Genomic DNA, 19,860 nt, shown 5'->3' on the forward strand with positions numbered 1-19,860 from the left:
GAATCATCGCTCTTTTTTATAGGTTTAAGTGTCTGTTTATGGATGTACAATAATCTTAACGGCTGACTCATTATTATGAATTAAAGTTTCAAAGCCTTGTGAAATCAAATCATCAAGTTGAATACGCTGCGTAATAAAAGGTTCCAGATTTATTTTACCTTCTTCGACCAATTTAATGGTTTCTTGATGGTCATTTACATAGGCAATTGTGCCTCGTACATCAAGCTCTTTCATTACCACACTGTGCACATTAATTGATGCTGGGTGACTCCAAATCGAAACAATAACAATAACGCCTGTTGGTTTCACTGCCGCAACCAAAGTATCTAATACCTTGTTAACGCTACTACATTCAAACGCGACATCGACACCATCACCATTAGTGATTTTCATGACCTCAGAAACAACATCAACTTCTGACGGGTCTAAAATATAATCTGCAACACCCGACTCTTTGGCTTTTTCTTTACGTTTTGCACTTAGTTCGGTAATGATGACTTTAAGACCTTTCGCTTTTAAAATTGCCGAAAGCAATAAACCAATTGGCCCCGCACCGCCAACCAGTGCAATATCACCAGCCTTTGCACCACTACGTACGAAAGCATGGTGACCTACCGATAACGGTTCAATTAAGGCTGCCTGATCGAGTGGAATTTTATTGGAAATTGGGTGCACCCAACGGCGTTTAACCGCAATTTTTTCCGATAAACCACCACCACGACCACCTAAACCAATAAAGTTCATATTTTTGGAAAGATGATAATTATCACCCGGTCCAGTCGGTACATCATCGGCCACAATATAAGGCTCTACGACTACATGCTGGCCAATTTCAATATCATCAACACCTTCACCTACGGCATAAACCACACCTGAAAATTCATGTCCCATGGTAATCGGCGCAGATTCACCTGAAATAGGATGCGGATGTCCACACGGTGGAATAAAAATTGGCCCTTCCATAAATTCGTGCAAATCTGTACCACAGATTCCACACCAAGCTACCTTAATGCCTACAGTGCCGGGAGTGACTTCTGGTTCAGGAATATCTTCAATACGAATATCACCTCTGTCATAAAAACGCGCTGCTTTCATTATTATCTCCCTCAAATCAGGATGTTGTTTTAGCGATAGACTATTCCACCGTCCGTTAAAATGGATTGACCTGTAATATAGTCTGAATCTTCACTTGCCAGAAAAGCAACTAATGCGGCTACATCATCAGGCGTTTGGGCTCTACCTAAGGCAATGCCTTCCACATATTTTTTATAAGTTTCACCAATTGCTGCACCGGTAATTTCAGCAAAACGCTTATCGATTTCAACCCACATGTCCGTTCCGACAATTCCAGGGCAATATCCATTTACGGTAATACCGTGACTGGCATATTCTTTTGCCGCAGCTTGGGTAAGTGCTCGTACCGCAAATTTGGTTGCCGAGTAAATACCAAGTAAAGCAAACCCATCGTGGCCTGCAATTGAGCAAGCATTAATGATTTTACCTTTATGTTCGCGTTGTTTAAATTTTGCAGCTGCAGCCTGAATGCCCCACAGCACGCCACCAATATTAATATCAACAATTTTTTGAAATTCATCCGGTGTGATATCCGCAATCGCTTGAACTTGTGCAATTCCAGCATTATTAATTATGACATCAAACCCACCAAGGGTCTTCTCAGCATGATTTATAGCGGCATACACTTGCTCGCGGTCACTTACGTCGGCAATAAATGTACTCGCATTTACGCCTAAAGCCTGAATTTCTTGCTGCACATCATTCAGTCGATCTTGTTTCATATCAACTAATGCGATGTGTGCCCCTTCTTGCGCCAAGCGCAGGGCAATCCCACGGCCAATGCCTTGAGCTGCCCCAGTCACTAAAACGACTTTATTTTTTAATCCCTTAACCATGTTCAACTCCTGTAAATGTAGAATTTCTACATATGAATCGCTCGTTGCATTGAGGCCAAAATGGACTCATGCATGGCTTCTGATAATGTTGGATGTGGAAAAATCACTTGAGCTAAACTTTCATCAGTTGCTTCTAGATATTTAGCAATTGCAAAGCCTTGGATATGTTCGGTCACTTCATGGCCTACCATATGTGCACCAAGTAATTCACCCGTCTCTGCATGTATCACTGTTTTAACGAAACCTGATGCATCTCCAATTGCCAAAGCTTTGCCGTTTGCAGTTAAAGAAAACTTGCCAATTCGTATAGGTAGATTCTGAGCTTTTGCTGCATTTTCCGTTAAACCAATACTCGCCACTTGTGGATGCGTAAAAATACAACCGGGTATCTGGCTACGATCGAGTGAATGGACGTTTGCTACACCAGCAATTTTCTCGACACATATCATGGCTTCATGGCTTGCTTTATGGGCAAGACACGGTGCTCCAGCAACATCCCCAATGGCATAAAGCCCTGCTACATTGGTTTTACAATACTCATCAATTGCCACAAAACCTTGTGGATTCAGTTCTACACCTAAATGTTCCAAACCTAGACCCGTGGTATTCGGCTGTACACCAATTGCCGAAAGCACACGGTCAAAAACTAGCGTTTGAACGTCATTTGCTGTTTCAATCACACAGTGAACTTGCCCATTTTCAATTTGAATACTTTGAACAACGGCATCAGTTAAGACTTTCATTCCTTTTTGTTCAAATTGTTTTCTGACAAATTGAGCAACTTCTGCATCTTCGGTTGGTAAAATCTGCTTGGCTAAATCAATAAGCGTGACCTGACACCCCAAGTCTTGATAAAGACTAGCAAACTCACTACCAATCGCACCCGAGCCCACAACGAGTAAACTTTTTGGTAATTGCTCTGGTACAAGCGCTTCTTTATAGCTCCAGACATATGTTCCATCGACAGGAAGCTGAGGAACATGTCGAGCTTTAGCTCCGGTTGCCAAAATAATATGCGGTGCACTTAAAGCTTGACTGTTCCCTTGAGCATCAGTCACTTCAATTTTTTCTTTAGCCGTAAGTTGAGCACGACCATTAAACACAGTCACCTGATTCTTTTTCAGTAAGTAATCGATGCCTTGTACTAACTGAGCTGACACTTGTCGGCTATGCTGCACAAGCTTTTGTATATCAAAATCGAGTTGGGATACCTGAAAACCAAACTGTCCTGCATGTTTAAACTGAGTTGCAAGCTCTGCCCCTGCAAGCAAAGCTTTAGTTGGAATACAGCCCCAATTTAGACAAATTCCGCCTAAATGTTGCTCTTCTACAATTGCGGTTTTTAACCCGAGCTGGGCTGCACGAATTGCAGCCACATATCCACCCGGTCCCGCGCCAATCACAATTAAATCAAATTGAGTTTCTGACATGCGGGTTCTCCTACACCAAAATTAAAGCAGGGTTTTCAACAAACTGCTTAAAGCTGGCCAAGAATTTCGCCCCAACTGCACCATCAATGACTCGGTGATCGCATGACAACGTCGCTGTAACAATCTCACGAACCACTACATTGCCATTTTCAACAACAGCACGTGATTCAGAAGCGCCTAATGCCATAATTGCACCTTGCGGTGGGTTAATAATGGCATCGAACTGTTTAATGCCTAACATTCCTAAATTTGAAATGCTAAAGCTACCGCCCTGAAACTCATCAGGTTGTAACTTGCCAGTCTTAGCACGGGTTGCCAAATCACGCATATCATCGGAAATCTGTACTAAAGACTTCTGATTTGCTGCTTTTACAATCGGTGTAATTAAACCGTTTGGAATCGCTACAGCCACCGAAATATCCGCTTGAGAGAACTGTAAAATTGATTGAGTCGCCTCATCAAATTGAACATTCACCTCAGGTACTTTAATCAGCGCCGCTGCCGCTGCCTTAATTAGCATGTCATTAATAGAAAGTTTCACTTGTGGAACAGTCTCATTAATCTGTTTACGTAAATTTTGCAAAGCTTCTACGTTTAGATCGACCACTAAGCGAAAATGTGGTGCATTACGTTTTGCAGCCTGTAACCGTGAAGCAATCGCTTTACGCATCCCATTCATCGCCACAGTCGTAACCGTCGATTGTGGTTGAGCAACAGCACATTGAGCAGATTGTTCATTTACCGAGGTTGGATTATTACGGTAATAAACCCCTTCAACATCTTCTTTACAGACACGGCCACGAGTACCTGAAACACGGCAGTCATTTAGGTTAATGCCCCATTGTTTTGCTAAACGGCGTGCTACAGGTGTCGCTGAAACTCGGCTATCATCAGCAGTAGATTTAACCACTTTAGCCTGAGTTTGCTGCTTAACATCAGGCCATTGACCACCAGCAGCTTGTACAGCTTTCTGGATGTCTTGAACACTAATACGTCCTTCACGACCAGAACCTGTGACTTTTGCTAAGTTCACATTGTGCTTTTCTGCAAGCTTTAAGGCATGCGGTGTTGTAAACAATTCATCAGATGTTTGATAGCCTTGTAATGACTCGGGTACAGCATAGTCACCTTTAGCTACCTTTACAGGAGCTGGAGCGCTAGCTGCTGCAGTCTGTGGTTGTTCTGCTTTTTCAACAACAGGTGCAGATGTTTCCGCTTTACTTTGCTCCGAAGGTGCTTCGGGGGCTTGAGCTGCTGAACCACCTAGTGATGCGATAAACTTTTCAATTTCTGCATCAGAAACTTCACTATCAGCACATACTGCAATAAGACCACCGACGGGTAAAGTATCACCGTCTTTCGCCAAAATTTTACGGAGCATTCCTGCAAAAGGCGCTTCTAATACATTGACGATTTTTGTGGTTTCAATTTCACAAATTTCATCGCCTTTATTAAAGCTATCGCCTTCTTTAATCAACCATTGGGCAATCGTGCCTTCTTCCATGGATAATCCCCATTTCGGGATCTCCAGCGTTTTAATTTCGCTCATCCTAAGCCTCCAATGTTTTTCGCACAGCTTGCTCAATACGCTCTACACTTGGAATCCATTCTTTTTCTAAAACTGGAGAGAATGGAACAGGCGTATGTGGTGGCGTTACGAGTTCAACAGGTGCCTTCAAATAGTGGAAACCTTTTTGTGCGACCAGTGCAGCAACATCATGACCAAAACCACAGCGTGCTGCTGATTCATCCACAATAACCACACGCCCAGTCGACGCAACAGACTCTAAAATTCCTTCTTCATCAAGAGGTGAAATTGTACGGGGGTCTACCACTTCAACCGAAATACCATCTTTTGCTAGTTTGTCTGCTACTTCATTAGCGCGATGTACCATCAGGCCTAAAGCAATAATGGTCACATCTGTGCCTTCACGGGTGTAATTTGCTACACCAAAAGGAATGGTATAGGCATCATCTGGAACTTCGCCTTTAATGTCATAAAGCATTTTATGCTCACAGAACACCACAGGGTCGTCATCTCGAATAGCCTGAATTAATAGCCCTTTCACGTCGTATGGGCTAGACGGAACCACAACTTTTAAGCCCGGAACCGCAGCGAATACGTTATATGGTGACTGCGAGTGCTGAGCTGCCGCAGAGAAACCTGCGCCAATCATGCCACGTACAACCATGGGCGCTTTTGCTTTTCCACCGAACATATAACGGAATTTAGCGGCTTGGTTATAGAGCATGTCATGACACACGCCATAGAAATCCATAAACATTAAATCAGCAACAGGACGTAAACCTGTTGCAGCAGCACCGGCAGCCATACCGATAATTGCTGATTCGGTAATTGGCGTATCAATAACACGCTCTGAACCAAATTCAGTCCATAAGCCTTTGGTTACGCCTAATACACCACCGAAACCTTCAAGCGCGTTATCTTCGGTATTTTTACCACCATGCCCACCGCGAACATCTTCACCAACTACAAAAACCGTTGGGTCGCGGCGCATTTCTGATTCAATGGCTTCTTTAATTGCATTACGAAAACTTTTATTTGGCATCTTTACTATTCCTTTAGTAAGAGACATAGACGTCGGTAAGGAGTTGTTCTGGTTGTGGATATGCCGCAGCACGAGCTTTAGCAACGGCGTCATCAACATTCGCCTTAGAAGATGCATCAATCTCGTCTAGTTTGGCTTCATCAATTTTGCCTTTGACTTTTTCGCGGAAAATTTTCAAAGGATCTTTGTTCTCTTTAATAAACTCGACTTCTTCCTTAGAACGAATCAAGCCAGGGTCACCTTCGAAGTGGCCATAAAAGCGGTTCGTAATGGTTTCAATAACACTCGGACCTTCACCACGACGTGCACGTTCAATGGCAGTTTGAGCAGCTTCATAGACGGCAAAGAAATCGGTCCCATCAACTTTAACTGCAGGTAAACCAAAACCTGCTGCACGACCAGCAATGTCCTTGCTTCCTACTGCGTAATCATGCCCTGTTCCTTCACCAAAGCCGTTATTTTCAAAAACGAAAATTACTGGAAGTTTAAGTACAACAGCCATGTTCATCGCTTCAAAAGTAAGGCCTTGGTTTGAGCCACCGTCACCTGTAAAAGACAGTCCGATGCCACCAGTCTTTAAGGTTTTTGCTGTCAACGCTGCACCAATTGCTAAAGGAGGCCCGCCACCCACAATCCCGTTGGCACCGAGCATACCTTTATCTAAATCGGCAATATGCATAGAACCGCCTTTTCCACGGCATAGTCCGTCATCTTTACCGAAGATTTCCAGCATCATAGCGTGAATGTCACAGCCTTTTGCAATACAGTGTCCATGTCCACGGTGTGTTGAAGTGATATAGTCTTTGTCGGTTAAATTTTCGCAAATCCCGACTGCTACAGCTTCTTCACCACTGTATAAGTGAATAAAGCCAGGAATATCACCATTGGTATTTTCTTCGTGAAGTCGATCCTCAAATTCACGAATATCGCGCATGCGTTTATATGCTGCGAGTAATTGCTCTTCCGTTAATTGCATATCCTTTTCCTTTATTATCTTGATTATTAAAAATCAACCAAGTTTCAGCGAGAGTTATATATTTCGCTATAAATAATAAAGCTCAATTTAATTTAATATGCTATTAGACTAAAAAGTTTTAAATGGTTTTTATGGTTATTATTTTTTATTATTCAAGAACTTGCGTAGCAAAAATAAAATTAAAAAATTTTAATACATTTCATTGACTTGTGAAACAAACCTTTAACCAACCTTTATTAATTTATAATATTAGCTGTGTACTACGCTCATTAATAAAATCCATATTCTCTATTTAAATTATAAGGATTTTTATTATATAGAGTCTAGTTGAAAATCATTTAATATAAAATGGAATTTTATATATGGACTTAAAAAGGCAAATAGAAACTGGTATTAAATTAAGAGGAGCGGATAAAGTTGCTCGCATTCCGATTAAAATTTTACCTACAGAAGAGTTACCCACTAAACCGGATTGGATTAGAGCCAAAATAACCGATTTTGAAGAAATTAAACGCATAAAAAATTTACTGCGCCAACAGAAGTTACACAGTGTTTGCGAAGAAGCGGCGTGTCCAAATTTACCAGAATGTTTTGGTGGAGGTACGGCAACATTTATGATTATGGGCGATATCTGCACTCGTCGCTGCCCATTTTGTGATGTCGCTCATGGTCGTCCAAAACCGCTAGATGAAGATGAACCTAAGCATCTGGCAGAAACAGTCGCAAATCTAAACTTAAAGTATGTCGTGATTACCTCTGTAGACCGCGACGATCTACATGATGGCGGTGCTGCACATTTTGTAAAGTGTATTGAAGAAATTAGGAAACGTTGTCCAGAAACATTGATTGAGATTTTAGTACCAGATTTTCGCGGTCGTTTAGAGACAGCGCTTTCAACTTTGAGCTTATCTCCTCCAGATGTGTTTAATCATAATATTGAGACGGTTCCTCGTTTATATAAAGCGATGCGCCCCGGTTCAGATTATCAACATTCACTAGAGTTACTTAAACGTTTTAAAGCATATTGTCCCGATATCAAAACCAAGTCTGGCCTGATGGTTGGATTAGGAGAAATTGAGGCCGAAGTGCTTGCCCTACTCAACGATTTAAAAGACTATCAAGTAGATCTTGTCACGATTGGTCAATATCTTCAGCCTTCAAAATCACATGCGCCTATTCATCGGTTTGTAAATTTACAAGAATTTGAACGATATACCCGACACGGCAAGCGATTAGGTTTTAAAAATATTTGGAGTGCACCTATGGTTCGTTCTAGCTATTTTGCTGATCGACAATATTTCGGAGAAGAAGTGCCAAAGCCTTTCAGCCGACAAGATGTCTTATCTTAATGATTAGGCAATTAACAAAACTTATCCAATAGGATAATGGTCAAGACTTATAAAATTATTTAAGGTAAGGAGATAACTAGGAAATAGTCACAATAAAAAAGTTATAACTGTTAAGCGGCTACGGATACGCCATTTCAATGATAAAGGAATTTCGATATGGATATGTCAGAACAATTATCATCGCCTTTAATAGACACTAGTCCGTCCTTATTTCGGCCGGAATCCTCATCTCATTCTAAACAATTAGGAAAAAAGCCGTCACTTGACCTTGAAGCAGCACCTTTGTTTGATCTGGGCGAGGAATGGGAACATTCATTATTTGGTCGTTCGATTCACGAGTGCCATCGCAACTTAATGCATATTGCCGAAGATGCCGATATGGCCATTGGTGTAACTGATCCTCATGGTACTCTACTTTGGACATGGAGTAGTCACCCTATGCGCTCATCGGCAGAGCAAGTACACTTTGTCGAAGGTGGACAATGGTCTACACAGGCAGTAGGTCAAAATGCCATTGGTTTAGCATTAAATACACATTCTGCAAGCTGTGTTTACTCACATGAAAACCAAATGAATAGTGTCAGAGACTGGGTCTGTTATGCTGCCCCAATAACTGATGCAAATACAGGTCAGTTTTATGGAATTATGAATTTATCGACCAAATATCAAAAACATAATTCACTTGGAGTTTTAGCAGTAGAGCGTTGTGCTGACATTGTTAAACAAGCAATTCAGCTTCATCAGAAAAATATCTTATATATTAAAGCCTTCGGTACTCCTAAAGTTCAATATAACCAACACAGCCTTACATTGACTCAACGTCAAATTGAGATTCTGTGCATTCTAACCCTTTGTCCCGAAGGGATTAATCTTGAAGAACTTCACTATGCTTTATATGGTGATCGGCCTGTAAGTACCACCACTTTAAAAGCAGAACTTTCTCAACTCAGAAACTTAATACCCGACGTTATCGAGTCACGACCATATAGACTCAACTGCGAAATTCAATGTGATTTTTTAATGGCCGAACAAGCCTTAAACCTAGGTTTTACATCAACTACGCTTACACTCTATAGAGGAAGTTTCTTAGCTAAATCAGAAAGTCCTTTTTTATGCGCATGGAGAGATTGTTTTGACGCTCGTTTGAGTCATGTGATTTATCAAATTGAAGATATTGATCAATTATTGCGAGTAGTCAGTCGTGTACCAGACCGTGTAGATGCTGTTGAACGTTTACTTGAATTATTACCCGAAGAAACACCTTATCGAACTAAACTCTTAAAGTTGCTCGAATAAAATAAAAGGGAGAATATCCATACGATATTCTCCCTTTTTAAGGCTAGATCAAGCAGAGGCTTGAAGCTGTACCCTATAGCAGTCGTCCAAAGCTAATTCATAATATCGCAGCCCTTCTTCAGCAGCATGAAATGCTTTTTGCTGCCAGTCAGGACGGTCATTACATAAGCGTTTAATCAACTCCATAGCTTCATATGGATGAAGATCATCGTAATGTGCATGAGCGCGCAACCAAGCTAAAGAACGTTTATCAATCGTGACTTCAGGATGATTAGTATAGGTATGAATACCTTTATACACCTGAATAGACCAATCTCCAGTTGCCCATTCAATCGCCAAATTTGTTGCAGCCAGACATTCTGCCAAATTGCCTCGATGACTCATATTCCATAGAAAATGGTTTACAGCATTCATAGCAGCGGGTGGTCGTACATGATCAAGTTCTTCAACTGTTAAGCCAAAACCTCCAGCCCAATCGCGATACCATTTTAAGTGTCGCTCTTCTACCTTAATATTTTGAATTAACCAATCTCGCGCTTCAGTAACTCCCGGTTCAGAAAATCCAGTCGCTTTCCCCAATGCTCCAGCCATATATGACGGGAAATGGGCGACTAATGGATAGAAATTAAGTAGAGCATAACGGAAACTATCTAGGCTCAATCCCCCATTGGCCATTTCCGTAAAAAACGGATGTTTACTCACCCGTTCTTTAGCTGGTAACAGGTCGTCCCAGAACCGTTGTGACCATCCATTATGCGGCGTAATTTCTAAATTCATTCCATATTGATTTAGAGCAGTCATTGCTAATTTTCCTATTTATATGACAGCAATCATCTGTATTTCACGCTATAAGTCTATCCGAAAATGATAAAGATACAATCGTTAATCGACCATTTGTAACTTTTTTCGATGGATTGGAAAACTTTAGATAATTATTAGGCTAATCATTGAAATGTCGTGATTTTTATCACATTTAACATAGATAAAAATCATTACTTTTTTAAAAAATCTGTATTATTATTTTGAATAAACCACACATTATATAATCAATATTTTTAGATGGAACTTTACTTAAAATAAGTCTCATTTTATGACAACTTCCAATATAGAGAGCATTAATTATGAAGTTGCAGGGTTCCAATATATTGGGACAGGAACAAATAGATTTATTAACCACACGAGGACTAAACTTCGTATGGTTTCCAAAGCAGCTTGAAACGATTTATCGTTTTCAATACCAAAATGGCGCTGCCTATGAGTTCCGCTATAGAGCGCCTATTATTTTAATATTATATATATTTTTAAGCTTTGGTATATATCAAGTTTTACCAAGTGAGCAAGTTTTATCCTGGTTTAGCTATTATTCTTGGGTAGGTGTAATTGTTCTTATCGCTTGGATTTTATCATTTATTAAAAAATTAAATCAGTATTTTGATTATTATGTAGGAATTGGCTCGGCTTTAGCGGTAGCAATTACTTTTATTTTAATTAACGTTATTGAGAATGGACAAGATAATGTTCTTTTTCATGCTGCGATGATGTATGCAATCGTTATTATTTATGGCGCTGTTGGTATGCGCTTCTATACGGCTATATTTGCTGGATGGATGGGAGGACTGGTTGGAATTTTAGCAAGCAATTACTTAAATGGTGTGATCGACTGGACGTTCTTAAACCGAACTTATACCTTCAGTAGTTTCTTGGGAATGACCCTTGCCTATGCAACTGACCGCCAACATCGAGAAAACTACTTACAAAACTGCATGATCGAGCTGAATCGCATTGAGCTCATGCAGCAAGCACAGCAATTATCTTTGCTTTCCCAGCAAGATGCACTTACTGGTTTAGCCAATCGACGCTATCTAGATGAAACATTGGATAATGAATGGCGCCGTGCATTACGACATGAAACCCCACTCACCATTATGATGGTCGATATCGATTATTTTAAAGCATACAATGACACGCTAGGACATCTCAAAGGTGATGAATGTTTAAAAGAAATCGCCATCGCTATTTCTTCTATCGCTGCTCGTAGTGGAGATTTAGTTGCTCGTTATGGTGGTGAAGAATTTTTACTACTATTCCCAATGACAAATTCTCAGCAAGCTTTGATACAAGTCGAACGTTTAATGAATGCGATTAATAGAATTGCAATTAAACATCCATGTAGTGATGTTTCACCACATGTCACTATTAGTGTAGGAGTCGCAACTACAATTCCACGTCTAAACGATTCTATTTCTGCTTTTGTTGCACGAGCTGACCATGCATTATATAAAGCAAAAACCAATGGACGTAATCAATATAAGATTGCTGTAAACGAAGAACAAATTGTAGATCTGACTTAGAAAGTCAGACCGTTATTCAAAATGACTTTTGAATAATTATGATCTTTTATAGCTTCCCTCTTTAAATTAAAATGACTAGAAATAATCAATTAGCTTTTCCCATCCGTTGGAAAAGCTAACATGTAATTTAAATCTAGTACATATCCTACATTTCTTCAATTTAGTCTTAAAATATCTTACTAGAAATAATTTATATAAACCATATGGTAAATTTATATTATTTATACGTGTAAAATATTTCAAATATTTATCTTTAAAATGAGTATTTAACTACTCTAGTTTAAAAATACGCCAGTTCATTAAACTTTTTACTTTTAACTTATTCCAGAGTTTATTGATAAAATTAAGCAATAAACTTTGCTGTATTCTTTGTGGTACGACAGGAATAGTCTCACTTGAAAATGGCAGTATTGAAACAATATTTTCATGTATCGTTTCATAGTTAGGATAAGCCTCTTTTTTAATAATCTCTATAATTTTTTGTATTTCATCTACAGATAAGTTCAAGAATTTTTTAATTTCTTGGACTGTCTTTGATTCAATAGATAATAAAGCACAAACTCTAGTGACATTAACAATCTGCTCTGCATGAATATTTTTAAAGTTTGGATAACAAACAAGTTTGTATAGAATTTTTGTCTCAAACGGATCTGTAGCAGTTATATTTTCTATTCGTTCTCGATAAGATTTTTTAAAATATTCATTATTTTCAATTTCTAATAAAATTTTTAAAAGCTCCTGATACCTTAAGGGCCTCTTTAATCCATATTGATAACCTTTTAAAAGCTCAGGATTATTACTTAATACAATTTTAATTTTTTTAGGAATAAGAATATTTGTATAGCCACTATCTAAATCAATAATATATATATCTGGATTATCATCACTATATATCCAGTTTTCAGATAGCTGAGACGATAAAGATAAGTCATGAATAACTTTTATCATTGCCTCTAAGTTTTTAGGCAATAGTTTATCCTTTGACATACAGCCAATTCTATATGTACATTGATTCATTGATATTTCCCCAATTTCAATGATGACTTTGAAAATTATTTGTTTAAAGTAATAAAATTTAAATATGTAATAAACTTATATAAAACTAATTTTAATAAAATTAGTTTTAAGATATAAATATCTTGTGCAAGTATAAAAATTAATAAGATTTTAATTTTTTACTTAAGCAGATAAATATATTCAGAAATAAATCGCGGGTATTATATTTATATAGAGATTATAAGACAAGGAAATAATTTAAAATTTAATAGAGCCGAATATGATAAAAAATTAAAGCCCCCAAGTTTAAGTTAAATATGGGGGCTTAATTTACTATAGTCAAAATTATGACTATGGTTCAATTGGTGCAAACGGTGGAACAACATCTGCATTTTGTGCACGATGGCGTAGGAAGTGATCCATTAGGACAATAGCCAACATTGCTTCTGCAATTGGAGTTGCTCGTACACCTACACATGGGTCATGACGACCTTTAGTTAACACATCAGTATCTTCACGGCTTAAATTAATCGTTTTACCTGGCGTTGTAATACTTGCAGTAGGCTTTAATGCAATAGCGACTCGAATGGTTTGACCACTCGAAATACCGCCTAAAATACCGCCTGCATGGTTCGCTAAGAAGCCATTACTCGTCAACTCATCACGTGTTTCATGACCAAACTGCCCAGCAACTGCGAAACCATCCCCGATTTCAACACCTTTAACCGCATTAATGCTCATCATGGCATGAGCAATGTCAGCATCTAGACGGTCAAAAACAGGTTCACCCCAGCCTACAGGAACTTTTTCAGCTAAAATTTCTAGCTTAGCCCCGCAGCTTGTACCTTGTTCACGCAAAGACGTAACCAATGCTTCAAAACGAGGAACAGCATCTACATCACCACAGAAAAATGGATTATTTGGAACTTCATTCCAATCCAGTTTTTCAGCAACTTCATTACCAATTTGAGTGACATGACCACGAATCAAGACACCAAATTTTTCTGCTAAATATTTTTTAGCAATAGCACCCGCTGCAACACGCATAGCAGTTTCACGTGCACTCGAACGACCGCCACCACGGTAGTCACGGAAACCATACTTTTGTGTATAGGTGTAGTCCGCATGACCCGGTCTAAAGGTTTGCGCAATATTTCCATAATCTTTCGATTTTTGGTCAGTATTACGAATGAGTAAACCAATTGGTGTACCAGTAGTTTTACCCTCAAACACACCAGAAATAATTTCAACCTGATCAGGTTCTTTGCGCTGAGTCGCAAATTTTGATGTACCCGGCTTACGGCGATCCAGATCTTTTTGTAGATCTTCTTCGGTTAACTCAAGACCAGGTGGCACGCCATCAACAATTGCCATTAAGCCAACGCCATGAGACTCGCCACATGTCGTTACACGAAAGAGTTGTCCAATACTGTTCCCTGCCATATGTACAACTCCTTATGCTTGTTGCTGTTCAAATAGTTTTCTATAACGACGACATTGTTCTGCAGTTAAAGCAAAAATGCCAGAACCACCTTTTTGGAAAGTAAGCCAGTTGAAATCAATAGTATTGAAGTTTTGACGCATAGCCCATTCAGAGTTACCCACTTCAATGACAATTAAACCATCTTCAGTTAAATAATCTGCCGCTTGAGCAAGCATTTTACGCACGAGATCTAAACCGTCTTGGCCTGCTGCCAATGCAAGCTCAGGTTCGTGTAAAAACTCTTCTGGTAAGTCAGCCATATCTTCGGCATCAACGTACGGAGGATTACTTACAATTAAATCGTACTGGTTTTCAGCTGGAATCTTGGCAAATAGGTCTGATTCAAGTAACGCAACTTGATATTGCTTATTGTGGTGTTCAACATTAATCGATGCTACCTCTAAGGCTTCTTTAGAGATGTCCGTTGCATCCACTTCCGCATCTGGGTAAGCATAAGCCAAAGCTACAGCAATACAACCAGAACCTGTACACATATCTAAAATACGCTGTGGAGTTTTAGGTTTTGCATTTTCTGGCAGGTTGTTAAGTGCTTCACGCATTTGACCATTTTCATCTAAGCAATATGGTGCAAAACGTTGCTCAATTAACTCTGCAATTGGTGAACGAGGAATAAGTACACGCTCATCGACATAAAATGGCTTATTAAAGAAGTAAGCTAAATTTAATAAATAAGATGTCGGAATACGGTCGTTAATACGACGCTCTAACAAACTTAAGAATTCTGCTTTTTCACTTGGTAAAAGCTTAGCATCTAAAATCTCTGAGTCTGCTGACCATTCAAGAGATAAGGTTTGTAAAACTAATGCAGAACTTTCTGCAAAATAATCTTCAGTACCTTGTCCTAAATGTGCATCATGTTGACGTAATGCTGATACCCCAAAGCGAATAAAATCTCGAATTGTAGATAAATTTTCAGCAGCTTCCTGTAAATGTTCAGGGCTAATCGTCGGTCGCTCCACTTAGGCGTCTCCAAAGGCAAATTTTGCAAAGTGACTATTCTACTGAGTGAGACAAAGCAACGCAACGCTTTGCCTTGTGAAGCAGTGTTTTACACACCTATCTCTAACAATCACAGCTTAAAATCAGAATACTTTGTTTTAATTAAGAAATAATGAACTTTTAACCAGGTATAGATTTCGTCTATGAAATAAAGAAGCGGTCAATATTTAAAGACCGCTTTTTGTGTTTAGTTGGTTTAAAGCTTAAGTTTTTCTGCCACATAATCCGAATCTTTGTCTCCACGACCAGAAAGATTAACCACAATCATGGTTTCTTTCGACAGCTTTGGTGCTTCTCGTATTGCCCATGCGACAGCGTGTGAGCTTTCAAGCGCAGGAACAATTCCTTCTACACGAGATAAGGTCATAAAAGCATTCAAACATTCTTGGTCAGTTGCAGTGCTATATTCCACACGGCCTAAATCTTTTAAGAAACTATGCTGTGGCCCAACACCAGGATAGTCCAATCCTGAAGCAATAGAATGCACGGGTAACGGTTCACCAGCTTCATTTTCAAGCACGTAACACGCCATACCATGAATTTGACTTGGTTTACCTAAGGTTAAAGTTGCCGAATGCATGTGAGTTTCTAAACCATGTCCTGCTGGTTCAACCCCAACCAATTTCACATCCGAATCATTTAGAAATGCTGTAAAGGCACCGATTGCATTTGAACCGCCACCAACACATGCGACAACATAATCTGGGTTTTTACCAAAACGATGATGCGTCTGCTCTTTAATTTCATTACCAATAATCGATTGAAAATCTCGAACCATTTTTGGAAATGGATGTGGTCCAACCACAGAACCAATTGCATAAATAAAGTTTTTAGGGTCTTTTAAATATTCTTCAAAAGCGCTATCAACTGCATCTTTTAAGGTTGCTGTACCACGTGTTACTGAAACTAAATGAGCACCCAAAATTTTCATTTTGACCACATTAGGGTGTTCTTTTTCAATATCGACTTGTCCCATGTGAATTTCACATGGAATACCAACTAAAGCACAAGCCGTTGCTAAAGCAACGCCATGCTGTCCCGCACCAGTCTCGGCAATAACTTTCTTTTTGCCCATATATTTGGCAAGTAGAGCCTCACCTAAACAGTGATTAATTTTATGGGCACCCGTATGATTTAAGTCTTCACGTTTTAAATAAATTTGTGCACCGCCTAACTGCTCAGAAAGACGTTTTGCGTAAAATAAAGGACTTGGACGACCTACATAATTTGAAAAGAGGTCTGATAATTCATTTTGAAATTCTGGTGTATGGCGAATTTCTTCATAAGCAACATTAATTTCATCCATTGCTTCTTTTAAATGTGGAGGAATAAATTGACCTCCATACTCACCAAAAAATCCCTGTTCATTTGGCAAAGCAATACCATTAATTTGATGTTGCATATCATCCCTCTTTTTAAATTATTAAAGTTATCAAGTTTATCGAGAAAGGTAACGCGTCAAATCCTCAATGCCTTTTAGAGTCATTGGATACATATGGTTCTCAAAAATCTCTTTAATCCAACCAATGGTTTGAGTGTAATGCCAATACCCTTCAGTTTCGGGGTTTAACCATGCTGTTTTATCAAAATGTTGACGTAGGCGACGTAACCAAACTTCACCTGTTTCATCATTCATATATTCAACCGAGCCACCTACCGATTTCAGCTCATACGGTGCCATACTGGCATCACCCACCACAATTACACGATAGTCGCGTCCGTAAGTATGGAACAGATCCCATGTATTCATGCGGGTTGCTGTTCTTCGGTAGTTATCTTTCCAAACATAGTCATAAAGACAGTTATGGAAATAAAAGTATTCAAGCGTTTTGAATTCGGTTTTAGCTGCGCTGAAAAGCTTTTCACATTGGGCAATGTGTGCATCCATCGAACCACCCACATCAAACAACATGAGTACTTTGATTCGATTGCGACGCTCTGGCACCATCTGAACATCTAAAATACCTTGCTTGGCTGTTTCTCGAATAGTTCCATCAACGTCTAACTCTTCAGCTGCGCCTTGGCGAGCAAATTTGCGTAAACGTCGTAACGCAATTTGCATCTGACGAGTTCCAAGAACTTGGTCGTCATCTAGATTTTGGTATTTCCGCTGTTCCCAGACTTTAACCGCCGAACGTTTACGCCCCGGCCCACCAATTCTGACGCCTTCTGGATGGTCACCAAAAGCTCCAAAAGGTGAAGTTCCACCTGTGCCAACCATACGGTTACCACCTTGGTGTTTCTTATGCTGTTCGCGTAAACGCTCTTCTAGCATTTTCATCAGTTCTTCTAAAGAACCTGCTTTTTGAAGTTCAGCTCTTTGCTCTGGTGTTAAATGCTTTTCGAGAAGTTCTAAATCGAACCAGTCTTTTGGTAATTTATGAACTTGCTTAAGCAACTCATCGATATCAAAAGTTTCAATGCCATCAAAGTAATCTTTCATGGCACGGTCAAACTTATCAAAAAATCGCTCATCTTTAACTAAAATAGTTTTAGCAAGCTGATAGAACTCTTCTTGGTCGGCAAAAACCAAACCTTCACTCACCGCACGGTTTAGATCAATGAGTTCACGAGTGGTAACTGGAACACCATATTTACGTAAGGTGTAAAATAACCGCACAAACATGGGTTACTCCCTCCCTTAACGTCGAGACATGAAAGCCAAGCGTTCGAGAAGTTGTACATCTTGCTCGTTTTTGATGAGAGCACCATATAAAGGTGGAATAGCTTTAGAGGTATCTCGATTACGTAATACATCTTCAGGCATATCATCTGCCATGAGTAAGCTTAACCAATCAATTAACTCAGAGGTTGATGGTGGTTTCTTTAAATTAGGAATTTCACGTAGTTTAAAGAAAACCTGTAAAGCTTCGTTTACTAGTGTGGCAGAGATATTTGGGAAATGAACCGCAATGATTTCTCGCATTGTGGCTTCATCTGGAAACTCAATATAGTGGAAGAAGCAACGACGCAAGAATGCATCCGGTAATTCTTTTTCATTATTTGAAGTAATAATTACAATTGGGCGTTGCGTTGCCGTAATTGTTTCATTCGTTTCGTAAACATAAAAAGACATTTTATCGAGTTCATGCAACAAGTCATTTGGAAACTCGATATCGGCCTTATCAATTTCATCAATTAATAATACGCAACGCTCTTCACTGGTGAAAGCTTCCCACAATTTACCGGGTTTAATGTAGTTCTTAATATCGTAAACTCGGTCATCACCTAACTGGCTATCTCTTAAACGAGAAACTGCATCATATTCATACAACCCTTGCTGTGCTTTAGTTGTAGATTTGATATGCCAAGTAATCAGTTTTAAACCTAAACTTTGTGCTACTTGTTCAGCAAGTAAAGTTTTACCCGTGCCCGGTTCACCCTTAATCAGTAAAGGCTTTTGCAAAGCACGAGCTGCTTTTACAGCAAGCTTAAGACTATCAGTCGCGATATATTGATCTGTACCGGTAAAATGTTGGGTATCAGCAGACATGTAAAGACCTTATTTTTCTATTTCAATGGTTAGATGGAACGCATGCTTTTGTTTGTTGAATATTTTGACCAACAATATCCAATCACCAAACCTAGACCAACTACAAACAGAATTAAAGATAAATTTGACCAAATTAACGGACTATCTTTAGTTAAAATACCAAAAAGAAGTCCAAAAATAGCAGGTGCTACAGATGCATTCGGTCCTTCAGACACTGTTGGTGTAACTAAAATAGCAAATACAATCAACCAGCTAATTGCACCAAAAGTGGTAGGAAGACGGCGCATTAATCGCCACCAACACCACAAAGCAATAATAGCGCCTATTCCATAAGCTGTTAAAGCAATAACACCTTCAGGAATAACATCCAAAAAAGAGAATAACTGATTCATTATTCCAGTTTGATCTTCACGCACCACGTAAGCCCTCTGGTTCAACTGCATTCGGGTTAATTAACCCTTCTGGCGGCATCTGAATAAAGAAACCTTTTGTTTGTAATGAGTCTAAAACATGTAAAACATTAACACGCGCCAATTTACGTGTTGGAGCCAACTCTAAATGCATGACAAACGTTGCACGACCAAACGCTTGTAAAACAGCTTCAGGAACATTTTCAAACGGATCAGCTTGTTCCGTATTGTCAGGATAGTTTGGACGAGCAATATACATGTACATTTCATCTTTTTTGCTCGATCTATAAATATCACAGTGCATTTCAAATCAACTCTTGAACTAAGGACAGCATACATGAAAAAAAACGACACACACACGCAGGTTTGTTTACGCATCAGTCGTTTTTTTAATTCTTGAGAAATATTAACCTACAACATTGATTAAGGTCGATAATAACTTTGTTCCAAACAGGAGTTAGATTTCATAAAAACAATATAAGTTTTTGATTTTAAATACTAAAACACAAAATCTATTTTATTAAAATAAAAGCAGTTCTTGGATTTTAAAAAAGTATTCATCATCAAAGATTTGAT

The 19,860-nt window shown here is 39.1% G+C and carries 18 protein-coding genes; 3 read left to right on the forward strand and 15 right to left on the reverse strand.

The features are described from left to right. Positions 1-36: 36 nt before the first annotated feature. From AW165_RS09610 to AW165_RS09635, 6 genes are read right to left on the reverse strand one after another with little or no spacing between them, the layout of a single operon-like run. Positions 37-1,095, reverse strand: coding sequence for a 2,3-butanediol dehydrogenase (locus AW165_RS09610; RefSeq protein ID WP_000642313.1), 1,059 nt, complete (start codon positions 1,093-1,095; stop codon positions 37-39). 29 nt (positions 1,096-1,124) lie between these two features. Beyond that, positions 1,125-1,910, reverse strand: coding sequence for an acetoin reductase (locus AW165_RS09615; protein ID WP_060465686.1), 786 nt, complete (start codon positions 1,908-1,910; stop codon positions 1,125-1,127). A 26-nt stretch (positions 1,911-1,936) separates the two neighbouring features. Continuing rightward, positions 1,937-3,340, reverse strand: coding sequence for a dihydrolipoyl dehydrogenase (gene lpdA / locus AW165_RS09620; RefSeq protein ID WP_060465687.1), 1,404 nt, complete (start codon positions 3,338-3,340; stop codon positions 1,937-1,939). A 10-nt stretch (positions 3,341-3,350) separates the two neighbouring features. After that, positions 3,351-4,889 (reverse strand): 2-oxo acid dehydrogenase subunit E2, encoded by a 1,539-nt coding sequence (locus AW165_RS09625; protein ID WP_060465688.1) that lies wholly within the window; start codon positions 4,887-4,889, stop codon positions 3,351-3,353. Position 4,890: 1 nt separating this feature from the next. Further along, positions 4,891-5,910: an alpha-ketoacid dehydrogenase subunit beta gene (locus AW165_RS09630; protein WP_049836581.1), complete on the reverse strand. Its 1,020-nt coding sequence runs from the start codon at positions 5,908-5,910 to the stop codon at positions 4,891-4,893. Between the two features lie 13 nt (positions 5,911-5,923). Then, positions 5,924-6,886, reverse strand: a complete 963-nt coding sequence (locus AW165_RS09635) for a thiamine pyrophosphate-dependent dehydrogenase E1 component subunit alpha (protein ID WP_060465689.1) — start codon at positions 6,884-6,886, stop codon at positions 5,924-5,926. Between the two features lie 362 nt (positions 6,887-7,248). On the opposite strand from AW165_RS09635, the gene lipA reads away from it, so the two are divergent. Next, complete coding sequence (gene lipA, locus AW165_RS09640; protein ID WP_032057480.1) at positions 7,249-8,235, forward strand: lipoyl synthase; 987 nt, start codon at positions 7,249-7,251, stop codon at positions 8,233-8,235. Positions 8,236-8,391: 156 nt separating this feature from the next. Then, positions 8,392-9,531, forward strand: coding sequence for a hypothetical protein (locus tag AW165_RS09645; protein WP_017481196.1), 1,140 nt, complete (start codon positions 8,392-8,394; stop codon positions 9,529-9,531). 48 nt (positions 9,532-9,579) lie between these two features. On the opposite strand, the gene AW165_RS09650 is transcribed toward AW165_RS09645, so the two are convergent. Further along, the gene (locus tag AW165_RS09650) at positions 9,580-10,332 is read right to left on the reverse strand and encodes a TenA family transcriptional regulator (protein ID WP_002113940.1); all 753 of its coding nucleotides are present in this window, start codon (positions 10,330-10,332) and stop codon (positions 9,580-9,582) included. Between the two features lie 320 nt (positions 10,333-10,652). On the opposite strand from AW165_RS09650, the gene AW165_RS09655 reads away from it, so the two are divergent. Continuing rightward, a complete protein-coding gene (locus tag AW165_RS09655) occupies positions 10,653-11,882 on the forward strand; it encodes a GGDEF domain-containing protein (protein ID WP_060465690.1) in 1,230 nt (409 codons plus the stop codon). Positions 11,883-12,152: 270 nt separating this feature from the next. Here AW165_RS09655 and AW165_RS09660 read toward each other — a convergent pair whose 3' ends face one another. From AW165_RS09660 to AW165_RS09695, 8 genes are all read right to left on the reverse strand, one after another. Then, the gene (locus tag AW165_RS09660; protein ID WP_060465691.1) at positions 12,153-12,899 is read right to left on the reverse strand and encodes a hypothetical protein; all 747 of its coding nucleotides are present in this window, start codon (positions 12,897-12,899) and stop codon (positions 12,153-12,155) included. Between the two features lie 330 nt (positions 12,900-13,229). After that, positions 13,230-14,321 (reverse strand): chorismate synthase, encoded by a 1,092-nt coding sequence (gene aroC, locus AW165_RS09665; RefSeq protein WP_002113712.1) that lies wholly within the window; start codon positions 14,319-14,321, stop codon positions 13,230-13,232. A gap of 12 nt (positions 14,322-14,333) precedes the next feature. Further along, positions 14,334-15,341 carry a 50S ribosomal protein L3 N(5)-glutamine methyltransferase gene (gene prmB / locus AW165_RS09670; protein ID WP_002113580.1) on the reverse strand — a complete coding sequence of 336 codons (1,008 nt, stop codon included), beginning with the start codon at positions 15,339-15,341 and terminating at the stop codon, positions 14,334-14,336. Positions 15,342-15,577: 236 nt separating this feature from the next. Further along, positions 15,578-16,783, reverse strand: coding sequence for a tryptophan synthase subunit beta (trpB, locus tag AW165_RS09675; protein WP_060465692.1), 1,206 nt, complete (start codon positions 16,781-16,783; stop codon positions 15,578-15,580). Positions 16,784-16,819: 36 nt separating this feature from the next. Then, positions 16,820-18,007: a vWA domain-containing protein gene (locus tag AW165_RS09680; protein WP_000498060.1), complete on the reverse strand. Its 1,188-nt coding sequence runs from the start codon at positions 18,005-18,007 to the stop codon at positions 16,820-16,822. A 15-nt stretch (positions 18,008-18,022) separates the two neighbouring features. Continuing rightward, positions 18,023-18,874 carry an AAA family ATPase gene (locus AW165_RS09685; RefSeq protein ID WP_002113662.1) on the reverse strand — a complete coding sequence of 284 codons (852 nt, stop codon included), beginning with the start codon at positions 18,872-18,874 and terminating at the stop codon, positions 18,023-18,025. A gap of 29 nt (positions 18,875-18,903) precedes the next feature. Next, on the reverse strand, positions 18,904-19,290 hold the full coding sequence (locus AW165_RS09690; protein WP_025469819.1) for a hypothetical protein: 387 nt from the start codon (positions 19,288-19,290) through the stop codon (positions 18,904-18,906). Next, positions 19,283-19,588 carry a YcgL domain-containing protein gene (locus AW165_RS09695; RefSeq protein WP_005069366.1) on the reverse strand — a complete coding sequence of 102 codons (306 nt, stop codon included), beginning with the start codon at positions 19,586-19,588 and terminating at the stop codon, positions 19,283-19,285. Before AW165_RS09695 ends, AW165_RS09690 begins: the two co-directional genes overlap by 8 nt. Positions 19,589-19,860: the final 272 nt, after the last annotated feature.

Source organism: Acinetobacter sp. LMB-5 (assembly GCF_001541635.1).
GTDB lineage: Bacteria > Pseudomonadota > Gammaproteobacteria > Pseudomonadales > Moraxellaceae > Acinetobacter > Acinetobacter pittii.